General features: G+C 34.1%; 8 protein-coding genes. All 8 read left to right on the top strand.

Annotated features, from left to right (window positions below):
* The first annotated feature begins 653 nt into the window (after positions 1–653).
* Positions 654–2,534, top strand: a complete 1,881-nt coding sequence (locus A6733_RS01540; protein WP_092411232.1) for a ShET2/EspL2 family type III secretion system effector toxin — start codon at positions 654–656, stop codon at positions 2,532–2,534.
* A gap of 866 nt (positions 2,535–3,400) precedes the next feature.
* Entirely contained in the window at positions 3,401–5,299 is a 1,899-nt protein-coding gene (locus A6733_RS01535; protein WP_092460305.1) for a ShET2/EspL2 family type III secretion system effector toxin, read from the top strand.
* Between the two features lie 922 nt (positions 5,300–6,221).
* Entirely contained in the window at positions 6,222–8,048 is a 1,827-nt protein-coding gene (locus tag A6733_RS01530; RefSeq protein ID WP_092411234.1) for a ShET2/EspL2 family type III secretion system effector toxin, read from the top strand.
* A 745-nt stretch (positions 8,049–8,793) separates the two neighbouring features.
* Positions 8,794–10,833 (top strand): ShET2/EspL2 family type III secretion system effector toxin, encoded by a 2,040-nt coding sequence (locus A6733_RS01525; protein WP_092411235.1) that lies wholly within the window; start codon positions 8,794–8,796, stop codon positions 10,831–10,833.
* A gap of 483 nt (positions 10,834–11,316) precedes the next feature.
* On the top strand, positions 11,317–13,365 hold the full coding sequence (locus tag A6733_RS01520) for a ShET2/EspL2 family type III secretion system effector toxin (protein ID WP_092460303.1): 2,049 nt from the start codon (positions 11,317–11,319) through the stop codon (positions 13,363–13,365).
* 505 nt (positions 13,366–13,870) lie between these two features.
* On the top strand, positions 13,871–15,883 hold the full coding sequence (locus tag A6733_RS01515) for a ShET2/EspL2 family type III secretion system effector toxin (RefSeq protein ID WP_092402825.1): 2,013 nt from the start codon (positions 13,871–13,873) through the stop codon (positions 15,881–15,883).
* Positions 15,884–16,544: 661 nt separating this feature from the next.
* Complete coding sequence (locus tag A6733_RS01510; RefSeq protein ID WP_092411236.1) at positions 16,545–18,530, top strand: ShET2/EspL2 family type III secretion system effector toxin; 1,986 nt, start codon at positions 16,545–16,547, stop codon at positions 18,528–18,530.
* A gap of 863 nt (positions 18,531–19,393) precedes the next feature.
* The coding region (locus A6733_RS01505) for a hypothetical protein (RefSeq protein ID WP_141663438.1) at positions 19,394–19,688 on the top strand (295 nt) is incomplete at its 3' end.

The following is a 19,688-nucleotide window of genomic DNA, read 5'->3' as shown; positions in this document are numbered from 1 at the left end:
AATGTGTTGCACCATGACATGCTATTTCTTTACTGATATGGAATATTTGTGGTATCAATATGTAGATGTTATAGAAGTAATGCTGCAAGGGCGAATGTACAAGATAGGTGATTATGTTATACGTGATTTACTTATTATAAAATATTTTATCGGCATCATGGTATTGTTTGTCAATGAATCTTTATACCTTAGTTGATCTGGCTTTATATTTCAATCGATCTGGATCAATTGATAATTGTAAGTTGCCCTATATTCCTAATAAAATAGGTACTTATAAGTTTTACTCTACGCTTTTCTTTTATAAGGTGCTCTGTGGTATTTAGTAATTATGACATTTCGCTGTGTGGGTTGTGTATTTACGTGATTATGAATAATATTTGAGATGGTGCTTTTTTTGATAGCCTGTTATAGATATAATAGTTTTATGTTGTTTCTCTAAAAAATAAAATGTCTAACAGTAATATTTCAGTTATAATTCTGGGCATTTTTACTGATAGCAATGAATGTACGTTGGGGCTTTGTTATTTCTCACGTAATAACTGTATAGTTGTATACATTGGTTTTTTTGCTATCAGTTATTATTAGTGTTCTTATACACTGTTATTTTTTGTATGTGACGATTAGTACTTGTTTGTAAAAGTTTGGAAAATAAGATGTCGTGTGCTAATAATTTTGCAATACGTATTTCTGCTTATTCAGAAGAAATTTTGTCATCTTCCGACAAGAGTGAGCCATATGTATCTAAGAAAAATGTTAGTAATATTATTTCATTAAACTCCAAGGTTCAAATAGATGGTGAGAGTCTTGTTTGCAATCATCTGTCCGCTTTATATGTTTCTGAAAGCATTAGGCACCATAACAATGGTAAAAAGCTTAGAATTCATGATTTATTTGGAAGTACGTCATCAATAATGACGGTTGCCAGGAGAGCTTCTCTTGATAACATTCGTGACCTCCCTGATCGTCTGATAAGTAAATCATGTAATAAATACATTATAGTTTGCCGTAGATTCGGTGTTTTTTTGCGTGAAATTGCTATAGATACAAAGATTAATTGTCAAAGGGTATTTTTGTTACGTAGTTGTGATCATACAATGGCATTAAGAGTTATTTGTAAATTAAAAACTAATCATTTAGGTAACATTGGACGTAGGTATGTAGTGCATTTTTTTGATCCAAACAAGACTAATGTTGTTGCTCGTAGTGAAGTTGATAATCCAGATCTTTTCTTGAATGAAGAAAAATTTTCCTTAAATAAGTTTACCGGGAGTTATTATTCTGTATATTTTGAAAAATTACTAAGTGCTCCTAAAGAGCATGAATTAATGGTCTATGAGTGTAGTAGCAATAATATTATAGGTAGCGAGTCTCTATTAGTATTTGAAACATTGATACACGATGGTATTTCAGAGTGTGCTTTATATCATTTGATGGAGAACGGGATATGCACTAAAAATATAATGATGATGTCCGAGAGACTATCTTTACTTCCTTCTAGTGTCAGGGAGAGCATTGTTTACGGTAGAAGTAGCCTCGGTATACAAGCCCTACATGTTGCTTTGACTAATAATCGTCATAATTCTATACACGCATATTGTTATTTGTTGCGTGGATTGTCTGATAATGAGAAGCTAAGAGTATTACCGAATTTACTTACTGCTAATAATATGAGGGGAGAGTCGGGGCTATTTATGGCTATGCAGGAAGGTAGTGCCGATGCTATTTCCGCTTTCGGTAGTTTATTGGACATGTTACTTTCGTTGAAATGGAAAATGTCTCCTAATGTATTAGCTAATACTATCTTTAATTTGATAGAGGCTAGGAGAAGAGAAGGTAGACGTGATACGGGACTGTTTATGGCCATGCAGGGAGGGCGTTCATCTGCAGTTTTTGCTTTTCGTAGGCTGCTAGATAGACTGATTTCCCTTTCTGGTGCGGTTTCAGTAAATAGTATTGCTAAAATGATTTTTTATATACTAATGTCTGTTAATAATAGAGGAGTGAGTGGGCTGTTTATTGCTATGCAGGAGGGTCACTCATCTTCAATTTATTCGTTTGGTAGTCTATTGGATAGATTGGTATTCGTAGGTAACAATATCCCTAAGTATAGTCTTGATGATATGGTGTTTGACATACTATTGGCTAGATCTGGTAGCGTTAGTAATGGATTATTTTCGGCTATTAAAAATAGTCGCTTAGGTGCTATTAGGGCATATTGTTCTTTACTAAGTAGGATTAGTAAGCACAGGTGGGTTGATCTATTGGAGGCTAAGAATAACTATGGTATGCCGGGCATATTGCTTGCAAATGGAAAAACTATAAATTTTTATCTTGATGTATTGTCAGGCTTTACAATTGATGTGCTATCAAAATTACATTATAGATTGGGGAATATAAGATATACAAGGAAATATATAGAATATGCAAATAGTCGTAATGGTTTAGAGACTGCTAGATACGAAAATTTTCTTTTGGGGCTAGAAAAAATTATACGCTCCAAGGCCGCTCTGCCTACCCTACCGCATAAGTTCTAATTATGCACTGATGTTTTGTGATTACATTATTGTTATTCTGAATTGTACAAATGTTTTATTTTTTCTAGTAAATTTACGTGGCCTATGTGTATTTTGTTGCATGCGCAATTATATCTATATTCGGTGTTGTAACTGTATGTAACAGAGCGTTATAATTACTCATAATGAGAGTCAATTTTATCTAATTTAGAGTAAGTACTCCACACATGGGGGTGTTAGAGTATTCTTGCAATTTGCGTACTTACATATTAAAAATAACTTCAATCAACATAATTATATTCTTGTTAATGCTTCGAAGTCCATTTTTTAAATTTAGGATGTTATAGTGGCATCTTTAGCGCGAGTGACGGGGACAGTACAGCTGTTTTGCACATTGCACTAGTGTGGTAGGCAATTGTGGAGTTTTGCGCACGTACGACCTATGATATTCCTATATGTGGATTACCAAAGTTGTTACACTGCACTCTACCAGATAAGTGCAATAATTATTTACCACATTGATGTTATGCGAGTTTTTTTTGACGATTAGCGGAATATTTTTTGGTAAATTTAGCAAGTTTTTGCCCATATTTGTTTGACTGCTACTACAGATCATGATGTCGTTTTATGCTCGCTTGTGGTCATAATTAATGATTTTGCTGATGGTTTGCACTTTTACATTGCAAGCGGTAACGGTACGTTTCTTTTTCAAAGGTGTCGTGGTACTTTCTGGTGCTTTACGTAAATAACCCTATATTTTGTTGAAGTTTTTTGCTATAGGGTATCACCGACGATCCGGTGTTGCACACCTGCCGTATATGGCCTTTACAGATGTATAACGATAATGGCACCTATCGTACGGGTGGGTGTTTGTTTGGGAGGTTGATGTGTCGTGCTCCAATAATATGTCGATGCGTATTTCGGCTTCTTCAGAAGAATATTTGCAACATTCAGATAAGAGTGATCCATACATATCCAAGAAGAATGTTGTAGATATTGCTTCATTAAATATTAGCGTTAAGGTGAGTGACGAGCATCTTGTGTGTCGTGATTTGTCTGCTTTGTATATTTCTGAGAGCATCAAGCATCACAATAATGGTAAAAAATTTAGAGTACATGAGTTGTTTGGAAGCAAGGAATCAATAAGGAGAGTTGCACCTAGTAATGTTCATGGTTTGTATGATCTTATGTTAAATAAATCATGTGATAGGCGCATTATTGTCTGCGATAGATTAGGTGATTTTTTGCATGAAGTTTCTACTAATACTAAGGCTAATGATCAAAGGTTATTTTTGTTACTTAGTTGTAGTCATGTGATGGCATTAAAGGTTACTTGCAAATTAAAAACCAATGAATTTGGTGGTAGATTTTGTAGTTATGTGGTTCATCTTTTTGACCCTAATAGAACTAATGTTGTTGCTCGCAGTGAAGTGAGTGATCCAAATCAATTTTTGGATAGAGAAAAGTTTTCTTTGCGTAGATTTGTTGGGTCCTCTTCTTATAGGGAATATTTTGAGTACTCACCAGATGCCCCCACAGAGAACGAGATTATGGTTTGTGAGTATAGTGATAGTGATGTTAATTGTGGTGGTGAGAGTCTATCGAGACTGGAAACATTGGTACATGATGGTATTTCAGAGTGCGCTCTCCATCATTTGATGGAAAGTGGGGTATGTAGTGAAAGTATAGTTATGATGTCTGAAAAACTACCTCTACTTCCACCTGATGTTAGAGAAAATATTGTTTACGGTAGAAATAGTGGAGGCGTTACGTCTTTGTGTGTTGCCTTGACTAGTAACCATTATAATTCAGTACGTGCATACTGTTATTTTTTGAGCAAACTGTCTGATGATGAAAAATTAAGACTATTACCTCGCTTGTTAGTTAGTAGTAATTTAGATAGAGCCCTAAGTATAGGTTTGGATCAAGGTTTAGATTTAGATTTAGACATAGATATAAACGAATTGCCAGTATTGCTTGTAGCTATGCAAGAGGGTAATGCTGATTCTGTTTATGCTTTTGCTGATTTTTTAGATATTTTGCTTTCTCTTAGGGGGAAAGTACCTGCTAGTGAATTGGCTACTATCATTTTTGGTATGATACTTGCTGCGAGTGGTGCAGGTGATACAGCTTTATATGTGGCAATGGAAGGTGGTTGTTCAGACGAAGTTTTTGCTTTTGGTGCCCTATTAGATAGACTAGCATTAGTGGGTCGTAGTATTCCTCGAGGTGATATTGAACAGATGATGTTTGATGTATTGTTAGCAAAATCTAGTGGCTTTGGTAGAGGATTATTTAAAGCCTTTGTAAATAATGATTTGTCTGTTATCAAGGCATTTTGTTCTTTGTTAAGTAGGATTAACAAATGTAAGTGGCCGGAGCTGTTGGCTGCTAAGGATGGTAATGGGATACCAGGTATGCTTTTTGCAAATGAAGGGACTGTTGGTTTTTATCTTAACGTACTGAGTGATTTTGATGTTGGTGTCTTATCAGGTTTGCTTTCCATATTGGAGAATTCTAAAGAGCGTACAAACGAATATAGAATGTCTATAAATTGTCTTTATATAGCTCAGAGAGTTAATTACGCAAATTTTCTCTCAGGACTAGAAAGAATTATAAATTCAAGGTACGCTACATCTGTGCTATTACCTGTAACTGTGAAGAACTATGAATTTGAGAAAAACTATGCCTTTGATGGTGTTTTGGCATTTATTATGTGCTGTCTTGTAGCCATACTTTTTGCTTACTATATTTTATGTATTTCAACTAGACATATCTTGCATTAATTCTTACTTAATTAGTAGAGAACATCGGTGGTTATTGTGTGGATATAGTGTGTTGAGTCGATATCAATCGATGATACTAAAAGCTCTAATAATGTTGTATATCTAAGTAGAATTATTAATTTTATTTTACAAGTTGATCTGGATGAATTTCAAGTATAATAAACTCACTTGTCTATATAAAAGTTATACAACTAAAAATTGGTTTAGGGATGGAGTATTTTTAACTTAAATTATATGTCTAACAATGAATGATAACTGTATTGGCAGTACATTTTGGGGATGTCCTGTTTTAAGTAAGATATTGATATATTTTTTTACAGTTGCTTTTGTGCTATCTATTATTATTCGTAGTCTGATACATTATATTGTAATAAGTATTTTGGATAGGCAAGATAGAGTATTTCAGTAATTTTTCGGTGCTAATTTTTTCTACCAATTTAGCCTGAGTATAGTCGTCTTCTGATAAGGGCGTTCCATATAATGTATAAGAAAAATGTTTAGTACATTTTCTCATCAAACTCTAAGATTTATATATGGCAAGAATATGGTGTTAGTGCATTTAATAGTAAAAAAAACTAAAGTTCGTAGTAATTTATTTGAAAAGCATAGAATAAGTAATTATAGTTACTTACTTTATAGTAAGATTTAATAATCTGTCTAATTATTTCAATAAATAAATTATTATGTAAAAATGTATTATAGTTTGCGATATATTGGGTGTCTTTTTGCGCAAAACTGCCATAAATATCAATGTTAGTAGTTAAATATTATTTTTTGAGCGATTTCAGTACATATTCAGTTATGGTTCTGAGATCTTTAGGGGGTAATAATATAGATTTTTACAGTTGTTTTTGCTAGCGGCTGTTATATAGTGTCTTAACAGAATAAGCTATTCTTGTAATGGGTTTTTAGGATAAATAAGATGGCGTGCTCGAGTAATTCTAAAGTACGAATTTCCGCTTTTTCAGGAGAGCCATTATCATCTTATGATAAGAGTGATCCGTATATATCTGAGAAGAACGCCGGAAGCGTTGTCGTACTAAACCACAAGTTTCAGATAGATGGCAAAAGCATCGTCTGTAGTCATTTGTCAGCTTTATATGTTGCTGAGAGTATGAAGTGCCATGATAATGGTAAAAAACTTAAAATCAATGATTTATTTGGCAGTGCCGAATCAATAATTAGAATTGCTCCTGTTAATATTCATAGTCTGTATAGTAATTTGGTAAGTAAATCATGCAATAAATATATTATTGTTTGCGATAGATTTGGTGTTTTTTTGCATCAAATTGCCATAAATACCGACATTAATAGCCAAAGGGTATTTTTGTTGCGTAGTTGTAGTCATGCGATGGCATTAAGGGTAATTCGTAAATTGAAAACTGATAAAGTTAGTGGTAGTGAGTATAGTAGTTATGTCGTTCACTTTTTTGATCCAAACAAAACTAATATTATTATTCGTAGTGAAGTTGGTAATCTAGATTTTTTCTTAGATAAAGAAAAGTTTTCTTTTCGTAATTTTGTTGGTAATCATGAGTATAGTCAATATTTTGAGAGATTACATGGTTATCCGAAAGAATATGAGCTCATGGCATACGAATGTAGTAACAGTGACATTAAAGGAAGTGGGCTTTTATCGGTGTTGGAAACATTTTTATATGATGGTATTTCAGAGTGTGCTTTATACCATTTAATGGAGGGTGGCTTATGTAATGATAGTATAATTATGATGTCTGAAAAACTATCTTTACTTCCTTCTAGTATTAGAGAAACGGTTGTTTACGGCAGAAGTAGTCTTGGCATTCAAGCTTTGCATGTTGCTTTGACTAATAACAATTATAATTCTATAAATTCATATTGTTGTTTTTTGAATGCGCTATCTGATGATGAAAAGATAAGAGTATTACCACATTTATTTATTGCTAGTAATTCAAATGGAGAATCAGGGCTATTTATGGCTATGCAGGAAGATAGATATGACTCTGTTATTGCTTTTGGTGGTCTGTTGGACATATTAATCTCGTTGGAGGAGAAAATATCTGCTAGTGAATTAGCTGTTGTTATCTTTAATTTGATAAATGCTAGGAGAGGTGGTAATGAAAGTGCTACAGGTCTATTTATAGCAATGCAGGAGGGGTCTTCAGCTGCAATTTTTGCTTTTGGTAATCTACTAGATAGACTAATTTCTCTTTCCGATAAAGAACCAGTAACTAATATTGCCAAAATGGTTTTTACCATACTGATGTCTTTTGGCAGGGGATGTGTGACTGGACTATTTATGGCTATGCAGGAGGGCCATTCGTCTTCAGTTTACTGTTTTGGTAAACTATTAGATAGATTAGTGGCTTTGGGTGACAGGATCCCCAGCGATGATCTTGAAAAAATGGTATTTGACATACTATTAGCAAGATCTGGTGGAATTAGAAATGGATTATTTGCAGCGATTAGAAATAATCACATAGATTCCATCACAGAATATTGTTCTTTGTTGTCTAGAATTGACAAGTCCAGGTGGGCACAGCTATTGGCAGCCAATAATTCTCTTGGAATTACAGGCATATTGTTTGCAAGTGAAGAAACTATTGATTTTTATCTTGCTATACTTAAGGGATTTGCTGTTGATGTATTATCAGAGCTGTACTCTATATTGAAAAATGTAAAGTATACGAAAGTGAAACTTACAGATAGTGGGTTGATCAAGAAACATGAAAATTTCCTTCTGCAACTAGAAAAAATTATAAATTCATAATACATTAGACACTTTTATTGTTTAATATAGATAATTAATTTACAAGATATGATGTATTAGGACGTGATAGTTGCGTATAACGAGGTGAAGAATATTGTAGCCTTTGTAGGAAAGTGTTTTGTTTAGTAGCTGCTAGTACTTCCGCAATGCTACGATCGTCGTTATTAATGTTTAATTTGTGGCAGAAATTGCAATTTCTGTGTTTGTAGTGGGTATGTGCTTCATTGCTCTGTAACATTACTGGATTAATATATAGATTAATGGTTAGTACATTTTGTTATTCCATATCAGAGACATTACTAGGTAAGACAATAGTTTATTTTTTCATGATGGTTTGTGTTGTCACATAACAATTGCGCCGCATTAATTAATGTTTTTGGTTGGTGTTGGACTAAACAGCAATTGTAGATGATTAAATAAGTTCTCGATGCTGCTCTCGGTGCTGCTCATATGTGAGTAATTGTGATGGTACCCTCAATTTTTGATTGTCTATAATATGTTAATGTCGCGACAGTAATTGCATTATCACCATAGTATTTATCATCATAATCATAGTAGTAAATTAACTTTATTAATATGCCTGACGTACATTTAACTGTGCTTTGTTTTTTACTATGGTAGCCTAGCCCTCTGTATTATTTTTGCTTCACCTTTCGTATTTGTACATATGTGCTTGCCAGTTTCTTACTGTTGGTGTGGTTGATCAAAGAGTGTGGTCTAAGGTTTTTTATTTTGGAGGGTTGGTATGGCATGCCGCGGTGATTTTTCAGCACGAATCTCTGCTTTTTCTGGTAAAGAGATACCGTTATCTTCTGACAAGACTGTTCCATATATATCTAAGAAGAACGTAGGTGCTATCGCAGCATTAAACTCTACGGTTCAGGTGCGTGGAGACGTGATGAATTGTCCTGAGTTGTCCGCTTTATATGTTTACAAATGCCTTGGATATCGTAGTAGTGGTGAGAGATTTAAAGTATACGATTGGTTTGGAGATGAGAAATCAATAAGTAAAGCTGCTCCTGGCGGTATTTTTGCTTTGTATGATCATATCTTAAATAAATCATCTAATAGGTGTATTTTAGTTTGTAGCAAGTTTGGCCATTTTTTGAATGAAATTGCTACAAATACCGGTGATAATAGTCAAAGATTATTTTTGTTGAATAGTTGTAGTCATGTAATGGCATTAAGGGTTGTTTGTAAATTAAAAACTAATCATCTAGGTAATGAAGAACGTAGGTATGTGGCTCATATTTTTGATCCAAACAAAACTAATGTTACTGCCCGTAGTGAGGTTAGTGATCCAAGTTTTTTCTTGGATGAATCGAAGTTTTCTTTACGTAAATTTATTGATGATAATCTTTACTTTAGATATTTTAAGTCGTCTCCAGACGCCCCTGAAGAACATGAATTTATGATCTGCGAATGTCGTAGTAGTGATATTGAGGGAGTATGGTGTTTTTCGTCTAGAAATGATCCTGAAGTGAGTATGAGCTGTTTGTCCAAATTGGAGACGCTGTTACACGATAGTATTTCAGAGTGTGCATTGTACCTTTTGATGGAAAGTGGGTTATGCACTAAGAGTATAGAGATGATGTCAGAAAAACTACCTTTACTTCCTCCTAGTGTTAGAAAAACTGTTGTTTTCGGTAGAAATAGTGACAATGTTTCAGCCTTGCATGTTGCTTTGTCCAATAATCGCCATCATTCTATACAGGCATATTGTCGTTTGTTGGGTAGTTTATCTGATTATGAAAGGATAGAGTTGTTACCTCGGTTACTTATTGCTAGTGATAGGGATGGATGTTCGGGGCTTCTTTTAGCTATGCAAGAAGACTGTTATGAATCCATAAATGCTTTTGGTAGTTTGCTGGATATGTTGCTTTTGTTGAGGACAAGGATACCCGTTAGTAGATTGGCTAGAATAGTATTTGGGTTGCTGGTTTCTGATTTGGAGGGAGAAGGAGAAGGTAATGTTACTGGATTGTTTTTGGCTATGCGTGAAGGATGTTGTCGTGCGATTTCTGCTTTCGGTAGTCTACTAGATAGATTAATCAGACTTTCTGATGAGGTGCCAGCATCAGAAATTGCCGAAATGGTTTTCACCATACTGAAGTCTGATGTCCAGGGTGAAAGTGTATTATTTGTAGCTATGAAAAGAAATAGATCACATGCGATTGATGCTTTTGGTGAACTATTGGATAGATTTATTGGTCTTTCTGGTGAAGTGCCGGCATTGGATATTGCTAAAATGCTTTCTACTATACTTATGTCTATCAATGCTAGAGGCGTTACTGGACTATGTGGGGTTATGCAATATGGTAAAGCATCTACAATTTGTTCTTTTGCTAACCTATTGAGAAGGTTGGTATCACTGGGCGGTACTATTTCTGGAGATCATCTTGAAGGGATGGTGTTTGATATATTACTAGCAAGCGGTTATGACGGTAGTAATGGTTTATTTGAAGCTCTTAAAGGTAATCGTGAGGGTGTTATTAGGGGATATTTTTCTTTATTAAGTATGATTGGCCAATCTAAGTGGCCAGGTCTATTGTCCGCTAAAAATACTCATGGAATTACAGGTATATTGTTTGCAAATGAAGAAACAATTAGTTTTTATCTTAGCATGTTGAAGGGATGTACCGTTGATGTGTTATCAGGGTTGCTATCCATATTAGAAAGTGTGAGACATGCAGATAAGTATGCAGAACTCGCAAGTATCGACAGTAGTAAGATCGAGAAATATGAAAATTTCCTTATTCAACTAAGAGGAATTATAAATCCATAATACACTGCACTTACGACTTCGTTATCTGCCATGTTCTATAACTATAACTATTTTGGGAAAGTTATAGCTCTGACCTATTCTGTGCGTGTTTTGCACTCTATAGGAGCATAGTGTGGTTTTGGTGGTAATTATGATGTGGTGCCAGCTATTACATGACTAAGGTTGCTGTGTTTTTGTGTAATTGGGCGGTAAGGACTGTACATTATTTTAATGTAATAGTCTGCTGTTCGTGTGTGGTAGTCACTATGGTACTTTATACTGTATTTGTTGTCGCTGATTGTGACGGTTTTTTCGTATGATAGTGTGAATTATTTATTAATTAACTGTGTTGGCTGTTGTCATACTACGCTCGTGGCAGTGCTTTTCTACGTACAGTATGAATCATAACATGTTTTTGAGGTTATTTATGACGGTTGTTATTGTTTGCTAAGGTGGCAGTTGTTGTCTACAATTGTGGGCGACAAGCGTTTTGAGGGATGTAGTATGGCATGCTCCGGCAATCTTCCAGTACGGGTTTCTGCTTTCTCTGGTGAGGAGATTCCATTATCTTCTGATAAGGGTGATCCTTATATATCCAAGAAGCACGTAGATGATATTAAAGTATTAAACTCCTCCGTTACTGTATTTGGCAGTGTAATGAATTGTCCTGAGTTATCGGCTTTATATGTTTATAAAAGTATTAGGTGCCATAGCGGTGGTGAGAGCTTTAAAGTATATGATTTCTTTACAGATGCTAGATCGTTAAGGAGAGCTGCTCCTAGAGGTATTTTTGCCTTGTATGATTGTATTTTAAACAAATCACCTAATAAGTGCATTACAGTTTGCAGTAAATTTGGTTGTTTTTTGCATGAGGTTGCCACCGGTACTGCTGTTAATAGTCAAAGATTATTTTTGTTGAGTAGTTGTTGTCATGTAATGGCATTACGGGTTGTATGTAAATTAAAAACTAATCATTTAGGTAATGAAGAGCTTACGTATGTAGTTCATGTTTTTGACCCAAACAAAACTAATGTTACTGCCCGTAGTGAAGTTAGCGATCCAAGGTTTTTTTTGGACGGATCTAAATTTTCTTTAGATAGATTTATTGATATCAATCATTACACTGAATATTTCAATAAATCTCCAGGTGCTCCAAAAGAAAATGAATTAATGATCTGCGAATGTTGTGACAGTGATCTTGTATTAGATGGAAGTCTGTCTAGAAGTAAGGTTGGGATGAGTGAATGTTTATCTAAATTGGAAACATTGTCACACGATGGTATTTCAGAGTGCGTATTACACCATTTAATGGAAAGTGGGTTATGCACTAAAAATATAGTGATGATGTCTGAAAAACTATCTTTACTTCCTTCTAATGTCAGGGAAACTGTTATTTTAGGTAGATGTGGTGATAATGTGTTAGCTTTGCATGCTGCTTTTAATCATGATCGTCATCATTCTATGCAAGCGTATTGTTATCTGTTGGACAGTTTATCCGAAGATGAACAGGTAAGATTGTTACCACATTTACTTATTACAGGTGATGAAAGTAAAGATGTAGAATCAGGATTGGCTTTAGCAATGCAAGAAGGTTGTGCTGATTCTATTAATGCTTTTGCTAGTTTTCTGGATATGTTGCTTTCGTTGAGGTTTAGAATACCTGCTAGTAGATTGGCTGATATGATATTTAAGTTGTTAATTTGTTGTGGTAAGAGCAATGATATGGACAATACTGGACTATTTTTAGCTATGCGCGAGGGATGTCCGGGAGCAGTTTCTGCTTTTGGTAATTTAATAGATAGATTGATTGATCTTTCTTCTCATGGTGTGCCAGTGTCAAAAATTGTTGAAATGGTTTTCACTATACTGAATTCTGATAATGGAGAGGCAAATGGATTATTTATGGCTATGCAGGAGGGACATTCATCTGCAGTTTCTGCTTTTGGGGAACTATTAGATAGATTAGTTGGCCTTTCTGTTGAAGTGCCAGAGTTGGGTATTGACATTGCCAGAATGGTTTTTACTATACTCATGTCTGTTAATTATGAAGGCGTTACTGGGTTATCTGTAGCAATGCGGAAAGGTGATATATGTACGATTTGTTCTTTTAGTAAATTATTGGAAAGATTGTCACATTTTGGTGGTATGATTTCTGGGCATCATCTTGAAGGTATGATTTTTGACATATTGTTGGCAAGATCTGGTTGTGGTGCTACTAATGCTTTGTTTGAAGCTCTTAAAAATAATAGAGCGAATTCTATTAAGGAATATTTCCATTTATTAGGTATGATTAGCCAATCTAGGTGGCCAGATCTATTAGCCGCCAAGAATGTTCATGGAGTTACAGGTATATTGTTTGCAAGTGAAGAAACAGTTAGTTTTTACCTTAGTATGTTGAAGGGATGTACTATTGATGTGTTGTTAGAATTGCTATCCATATTAGAAAATGTAAGATGTGCAAATGGGTATGCAGAACTTGCAAGTAGTGATAGTGAGAAGGTCACGAAATATGAAAATTTCCTTCTGCAATTAAGAGGTGCTATGGATTCGTAATACACTAATAAATTTACTCCCTCATTATATACCATATTGTACTTATATTTTTTTGAAAATCATCTAATAGCCGTGATGTTTTATGTGAGTGTTTTTGCACTCTATTAGAACGTAGTGTGATTTGGTAGTAATGATGATGTGGTGCCAGCTATTATATGGCGAAGGTTGCCGTGTCCAGCATAGTCATCTTTTACAGTGATTGTGTGTACTAAAATAGTGGGTGTGCAGAATAAATTGGTGCTTTTTAGTGCCAAATAATAAATAAAGGCATTGATAAACTATTTAATATAATGATCCGCTATTCACATGTAGCAATCACTATGCGACTGTAGTTGTTGACAATGATCTCGATGATTTTTTCACAGCATATTATGAATTTATTCATTGAGTTATGCTTACGTACGCTATACCACTTAAGTTATTTTTTTCTTTTCTTATGGTTGGTGTGGAATGCTAAAACGGCGATTATTGCCTACAGTTATAAGTATGTTGGAGATGTAATAATATGGCGTGCTCCGGCGGTTTTCCGGTAAGAATTTCCTCTTTTTCTGATGAGGTGTTGTTGTCTTCTGACAAGAGCGATCCATATATATCCAAGAAGCACGTAGGTGATATTGTCTCATTGAATTGTGTGGTTAGCGTGCATAACGAGAGGCTTGGTTGTTCTCAGTTATCAGCTTTGTATGTTTATAAAAATTTCAAATGCCACAGTAGTGATAAGAAATTTAAAGTATACGATTTGTTTAGAGATGAAGGATCAATAAGAAGAGCTGCTGTTGCTATTAGTGGTATTCATCGTTTGCATGGTCACATGTTAAACAGATCGTCCGACAGGCGTATTATAGTTTGTGATAGATTTGGTTGTTTTTTGCATGAGATTGCTACAAACATCGGTGTTAATAGTCAAAGATTATTTTTATTGTGTAGTTGTAATCACGTAATGTCATTAAGGGTTACCTGTAAATTAAAAACTAATTATCTAGGTAATGCAGAATGTAGGTATGTAGTTCATGTTTTTGATCCAAACAAGACTAATGTTACTGCTCGTAGCGAAGTTAGTGATCCAGACTGTTTTTTAGATCAAGAAAAGTTTTCTTTACGTAAATTTATTGGTAGTCATAGTTATGATGAATATTTTAAGGAATTACCAGATGCTCCTGAAGAACATGAATTAATGGTCTACGAATGTAGTGATATTGAAGGAAGTAGGTGTTTATCCAGAAGTGGTGTTGGAGTAGGTGAGTGTCTATCTAGATTGGAAACATTGTCGTACGATGGTATTTCAGAGTGCGCATTGTACCATTTAATGGAAAGTGGGTTATGCAGTAAAAATATAATTATGATGTCCGGTAAATTATCTTTGCTTCCTTCTAATGTTAGAGAAAATGTTGTTTTCGGTAGGAGCAGTAGTGGTACTTCAGCTTTGAATGCTGCTTTGTCTAATGATAATCATAATTCTGTACGAGCATATTGCCATTTGTTAGACAGTCTGTCTGAGAATGAAAAGTTAAAATTGTTGCCACTGTTACTTATTGGTGGTAATAAAAATGGAGAATCAGGGCTTGTTGTAGCTATGCAGGAAGATAATACTAATTCTATTAATGCTTTTGCTGATTTGTTGGATATGTTGCTTTCTTTGAGGCTAAGAATACCTGCTAGTAGATTGGCTAATATGATCTCTGAGCTGTTAACTTATGGGGCAAGTGGCAGTGGGCTATTTGTGGCTATGCAAGGGGGGTGTTCGCTTGCAATTGCGGCTTTTGGTAACTTACTAGATAGATTGATTGATCTTTCTTATGAAGTGCCGGCATCCGAAATTTCTGAAATCATTTTTACTATACTGAAGTCTGATAATAAAGGTGTAAATGGATTATTTATAGCTATGAAGAGGGGTGAATCGTTTGCAATTGACTCTTTTGGTAAACTATTGGATAGATTAATTAGCCTTTCTGATGAAGTGCCAGCATTGGATATTGCCAGGATGATTTTTACTATACTTATGTCTGTTAACGATAGAGGCATTACTGGACTATGTGTAGCTATGCAGAAAGGTAGAGCATCTTCAATTTGTTCTTTTGGTAAGTTATTGGAGAGATTAGTATCGGTGGGTTCTATGATTTCTGGACATCATCTTGAAAAGATGGTTTTTGACATATTACTGGCAAGCTCCGGTAGTGGTGATCATGGTTTATTTGAAGCGCTTAAAAATAATTATGTAGATTCTATTAGGGAATATTGTTCTTTATTAGGTTTGATTAACCAATCTAGGTGGCCATATCTATTAGCAGCCAAAAATGTTCGTGGAATTACAGGTATATTGTTTGCAAATGAAGAAACAATTAGTTTCTATCTTAGTATGTTGAAGGAGTTTACTATTGATGTATTATCAGAATTGCTGTCTATATTAGAAAACATGAGTCATACAAATGAGTATGCAGAACTTGCGAGTGATGATAGTTCTAGAATTGTGAAATACGAAAGTTTCCTTCTGCAATTAGGGGAAATTGTAAATTCATAATACGCTAAATTTACGTTCTCATTATCTACTATACCGTTATTGCTATTAACTGTTGTTATAGTAAATCGATGTCTGTTAATTACTCAATAAATGTGGCACATTATGTGAAGATTTTTTATACTCTATTTTTTGGGGGGTAAGTTTGACTGTTTTTTTGTGTAATTATGTAAGTTTATCACAACACTAGTATTACACATGTTCATTAGATAACAATTGTGCAATTGTATGGCAATGGTAGTAGTAAATATTTTTATGTAATTTGGTAGTAGGGTTTGTTGTGTCGTGTTTTACTATAGGTACGCATAATCAATTGGTACTTTGGATTGACACTATATAAAATAGTAATTATAAATAATACATTGATAAATTATGCAGATAATCTGCTATTAGTGTTGGTAACCAAGATGGTATTTCACGACTATTTTTGATAATGATCGTGATAATTGTTTTTAACAGTGTGAATTAATTTATTGAGCTGCATTTAACTATAACTTGATTCCTATAGTGCTAATCTTGTACATGCACTCTTTGTAATCTACTTTGTACATATGGATTAAATTGTACAGACTGCTGCATTATCTTTTTCTTTTAGTTAGGTAGCCTGCTGGTGTTATTGTTGCTTACAGTTATATCTTGGCTATAGGTATTTGGGAGGTACAATATGGCGTGCTCTGGTAGTTTACCGGTGCGACTTTCTTCTTTCTCTGGCGAGGTCTTGTTGTCTTCTGACAAGAGTGATCCATATATATCTACTAAGCACGTCAGTAGCATTTCTTCGTTAAACTCTAAGGTTCAGGTAGATGGCAAGAGAATCGTCTGTAGTCATTTGTCAGCTTTATACGTTTCTGAAAGCATTAAATACCATAATAATTCTGAAAAACTTAGAGTCCATGATTTACTGGGAAGTACGGAATCAATAAGGAGAGCCGCTCCTGATAATATTCATGATCTGTATGGTCAGATGTTAAGTAAATCATCTAATAAATGTATCATAGTTTGCGATAGATTTGGTCATTTTTTGCATGAAATAGCTACAAATACTGGTGTTAATAGTCAAAGATTGTTTTTGTTGGTTAGTTGTAATCATGCAATGGCATTAAGGGTTATTTGTAAATTAAAAACTGATCAATTAGGCAACAGTGAATGTAGATATGTACTTCATTTTTTTGATCCAAACAAAACTAATGTTATTTCTCGCAGCGAAGTTAGTGATCCGAGTTTTTTCTTGAATGAAGATAAGTTTTCTTTACGTAAGTTTATTGGTAGTAATTGTTACGGTGAATATTTTGAACAGTTACCAGATGTTCCTAAAGAACATGAATTAATGGTCTGCGAATGTAGAGGTGATGATACTATAGGAAGCGAGTGTCTATCAAAATTAGAAACATTGTTACATGATGGTATTTCAGAGTGCGCATTATACCACCTAATGGAGAAGGGAATATGCAGTAAAAATATAATGATGATGTCTGAAAAACTATCTTTACTTCCTTCTAGTGTTAGAGAAAATGTTGTTTTTGGTAGAAATCATGATATTTCAGCTTTGCATGTTGCTTTGTCTAATAATAATCATAATTCTATACGAGCATATTGTTACTTATTAGACGGTTTATCTTATGATGAAAAGATAAGAGTATTGCCACGTTTACTTATTGCTAGTAATAAACGTGGAGAATTAGGACTTGTTGTGGCTATGCAAGAAGATAATGCTTCTTCTATCTATGCTTTTTCTGATTTGCTAGATATGTTACTTTCTTTGAGGGGGGGAATACCTGCTAATAAATTGGCTGATATTATCTTTAATTTATTAGTTTCTAGGACAAGTAAAGGCGAAGATGGTGGTGGACTATTTATGGCTATGCAGGAGGGAAGTTCATCTTCAATTGTTGCTTTTGGTAGACTACTGGATGGATTAATTAGCCTTTCTAATGAAGTTTCAATATTCAAAATTGCTGAAATGATTTTTACTATACTGAATTCTGATTGTGTAGATGTAAATGGGTTATTTATGGCTATGCAGCGAGGACATGCATCTACAATTGTTGCTTTTGGTAGCTTACTGGATAGATTAGTCTACCTTTCTGATGAAGTGCCGGCATTAGATATTGCTAGAATGGTTTTTACTATACTTATGTCTGTCGATGATAGAGGTGTTACTGGATTATGTGTTGCCATGTATGGTGGCAAAGCATCTTCAATTTGTTCTTTTAGTAGGTTATTGGAGAGATTAGTATATTTGGGTAATATGATTTCTAGAGACCATTTTGAAAAGATGATGTTTGAAATATTACTAGCAAGGTCTTACCGTGGTAGTGGTTTGTCTGAAGCGCTTAAAAATAATCATGTAGATTCTATCAGGGAATATTGTTCTTTATTGGGTGCGATTAGCCAATCTAAGTGGCCAGATCTATTAGCCGCCAAAAATGTTCATGGAATTACAGGTATATTATTTGCAAGTGAAGAAACAGTTAATTTTTATCTTAGTATGTTGAAGGGGTTTACTATTGATGTATTGTCAGAATTGCTGTCTATATTAGAAAATATGAGGCATACAAATTGGTATGCAGAACTTGTAAGTGAAGATAGAGCTAGGGCTGTGAAATACGAAAGTTTCCTTCTGCAATTAGGAGAAATTGTAAATTCATAATACGCTAAATTTACGTTCTCATTATCTACGATATTGCACCTATATTTATTATTTTTTCCTCATCTTTTGTTGTGTCTAAGCACCGTAAATATTATCTCTGTAAAAACTATATTGATTTTAATTTTGTTCAGCCATAATAATGATAATTCTGTAATTTGAGAATTATCTAAAAATAACTAAGCTTAATCTAGGAAGTAAAAGTTGGTATGGATGAGCTATCTTGTACTTTTTATGAATTACCAATACCGTTATTGCCATTAACTGTTGTGATAGTAAATCGATGTTTGTTAATTTTTCATAAATTACTCAATAAATGTAGCACATTATGTGAAGATTTTTATACTCTATTGAAGCGTAACAATTTGATATTATTTTTGGGTAGATTTTTAGTAAGTTTGGCTATTTTTTTGTGTAATTATGTAAGTTTATCACAACACTAATATTACATATGTTCATTAGATAACAATTGTGCAATGGTTGCTGTTATATGGCAATGGTAGTAGTAAATATTTTTATGCAATTGGGTAGTAAGGGTTGTTGTGTCGTATTTGCCTATAGGTACACATAATCAATTAGCACTTTGGATTGACACTACATAAAATAGTAATTATAAATAATACATTGATAAATTATTAGATAATCTGCTATTCATGTGTGGCAATCAAGATGATACTTCATGACTTTTTTGATAACGATCGTGATAATTTTTTTCACAGTGTGAATTAATTTATTGAGATCCACTTTGCACATATATTAAATCGTACAGGTTATTGCATTATCTTCTTCTTTCAGTTAGGTAACCTGCTAGGGTTATTGTTTTGCCTACAGTTATAGCTTGGCTATAAGTATTTTGGATGTATAATATGGCGTGCTCCGACAGTTTACCGGTGCGGTTTTCTTCTTTCTCTGGTGAGGCCTTGTTGTCTTCTGACAAGAGTGATCCATATATATCTACTAAGCATGTCAGTAATATTTATTCGTTAAACTCTAAGGTTCAGATAGATGGTGAGGGTATTGTTTGTACTCATTTATCAGCTTTATACGTTTCTGAAAGCATTAAATACCATAATAAAGCTAAAAAACTTAGAGTCCATGATTTACTGGGAAGTACGGAATCAATAAGGAGAGCTGCTCCTGGTAATATTCATGATCTGTATG

The organism is Candidatus Ichthyocystis sparus (assembly GCF_900078745.1).
In the GTDB taxonomy this organism is placed as follows: Bacteria; Pseudomonadota; Gammaproteobacteria; order Burkholderiales; family 2013Ark19i; genus Ichthyocystis; species Ichthyocystis sparus.
The sequence above is the reverse complement of the archived record's forward strand: the minus strand, read 5'-3'. Positions and strand labels throughout refer to the sequence as shown.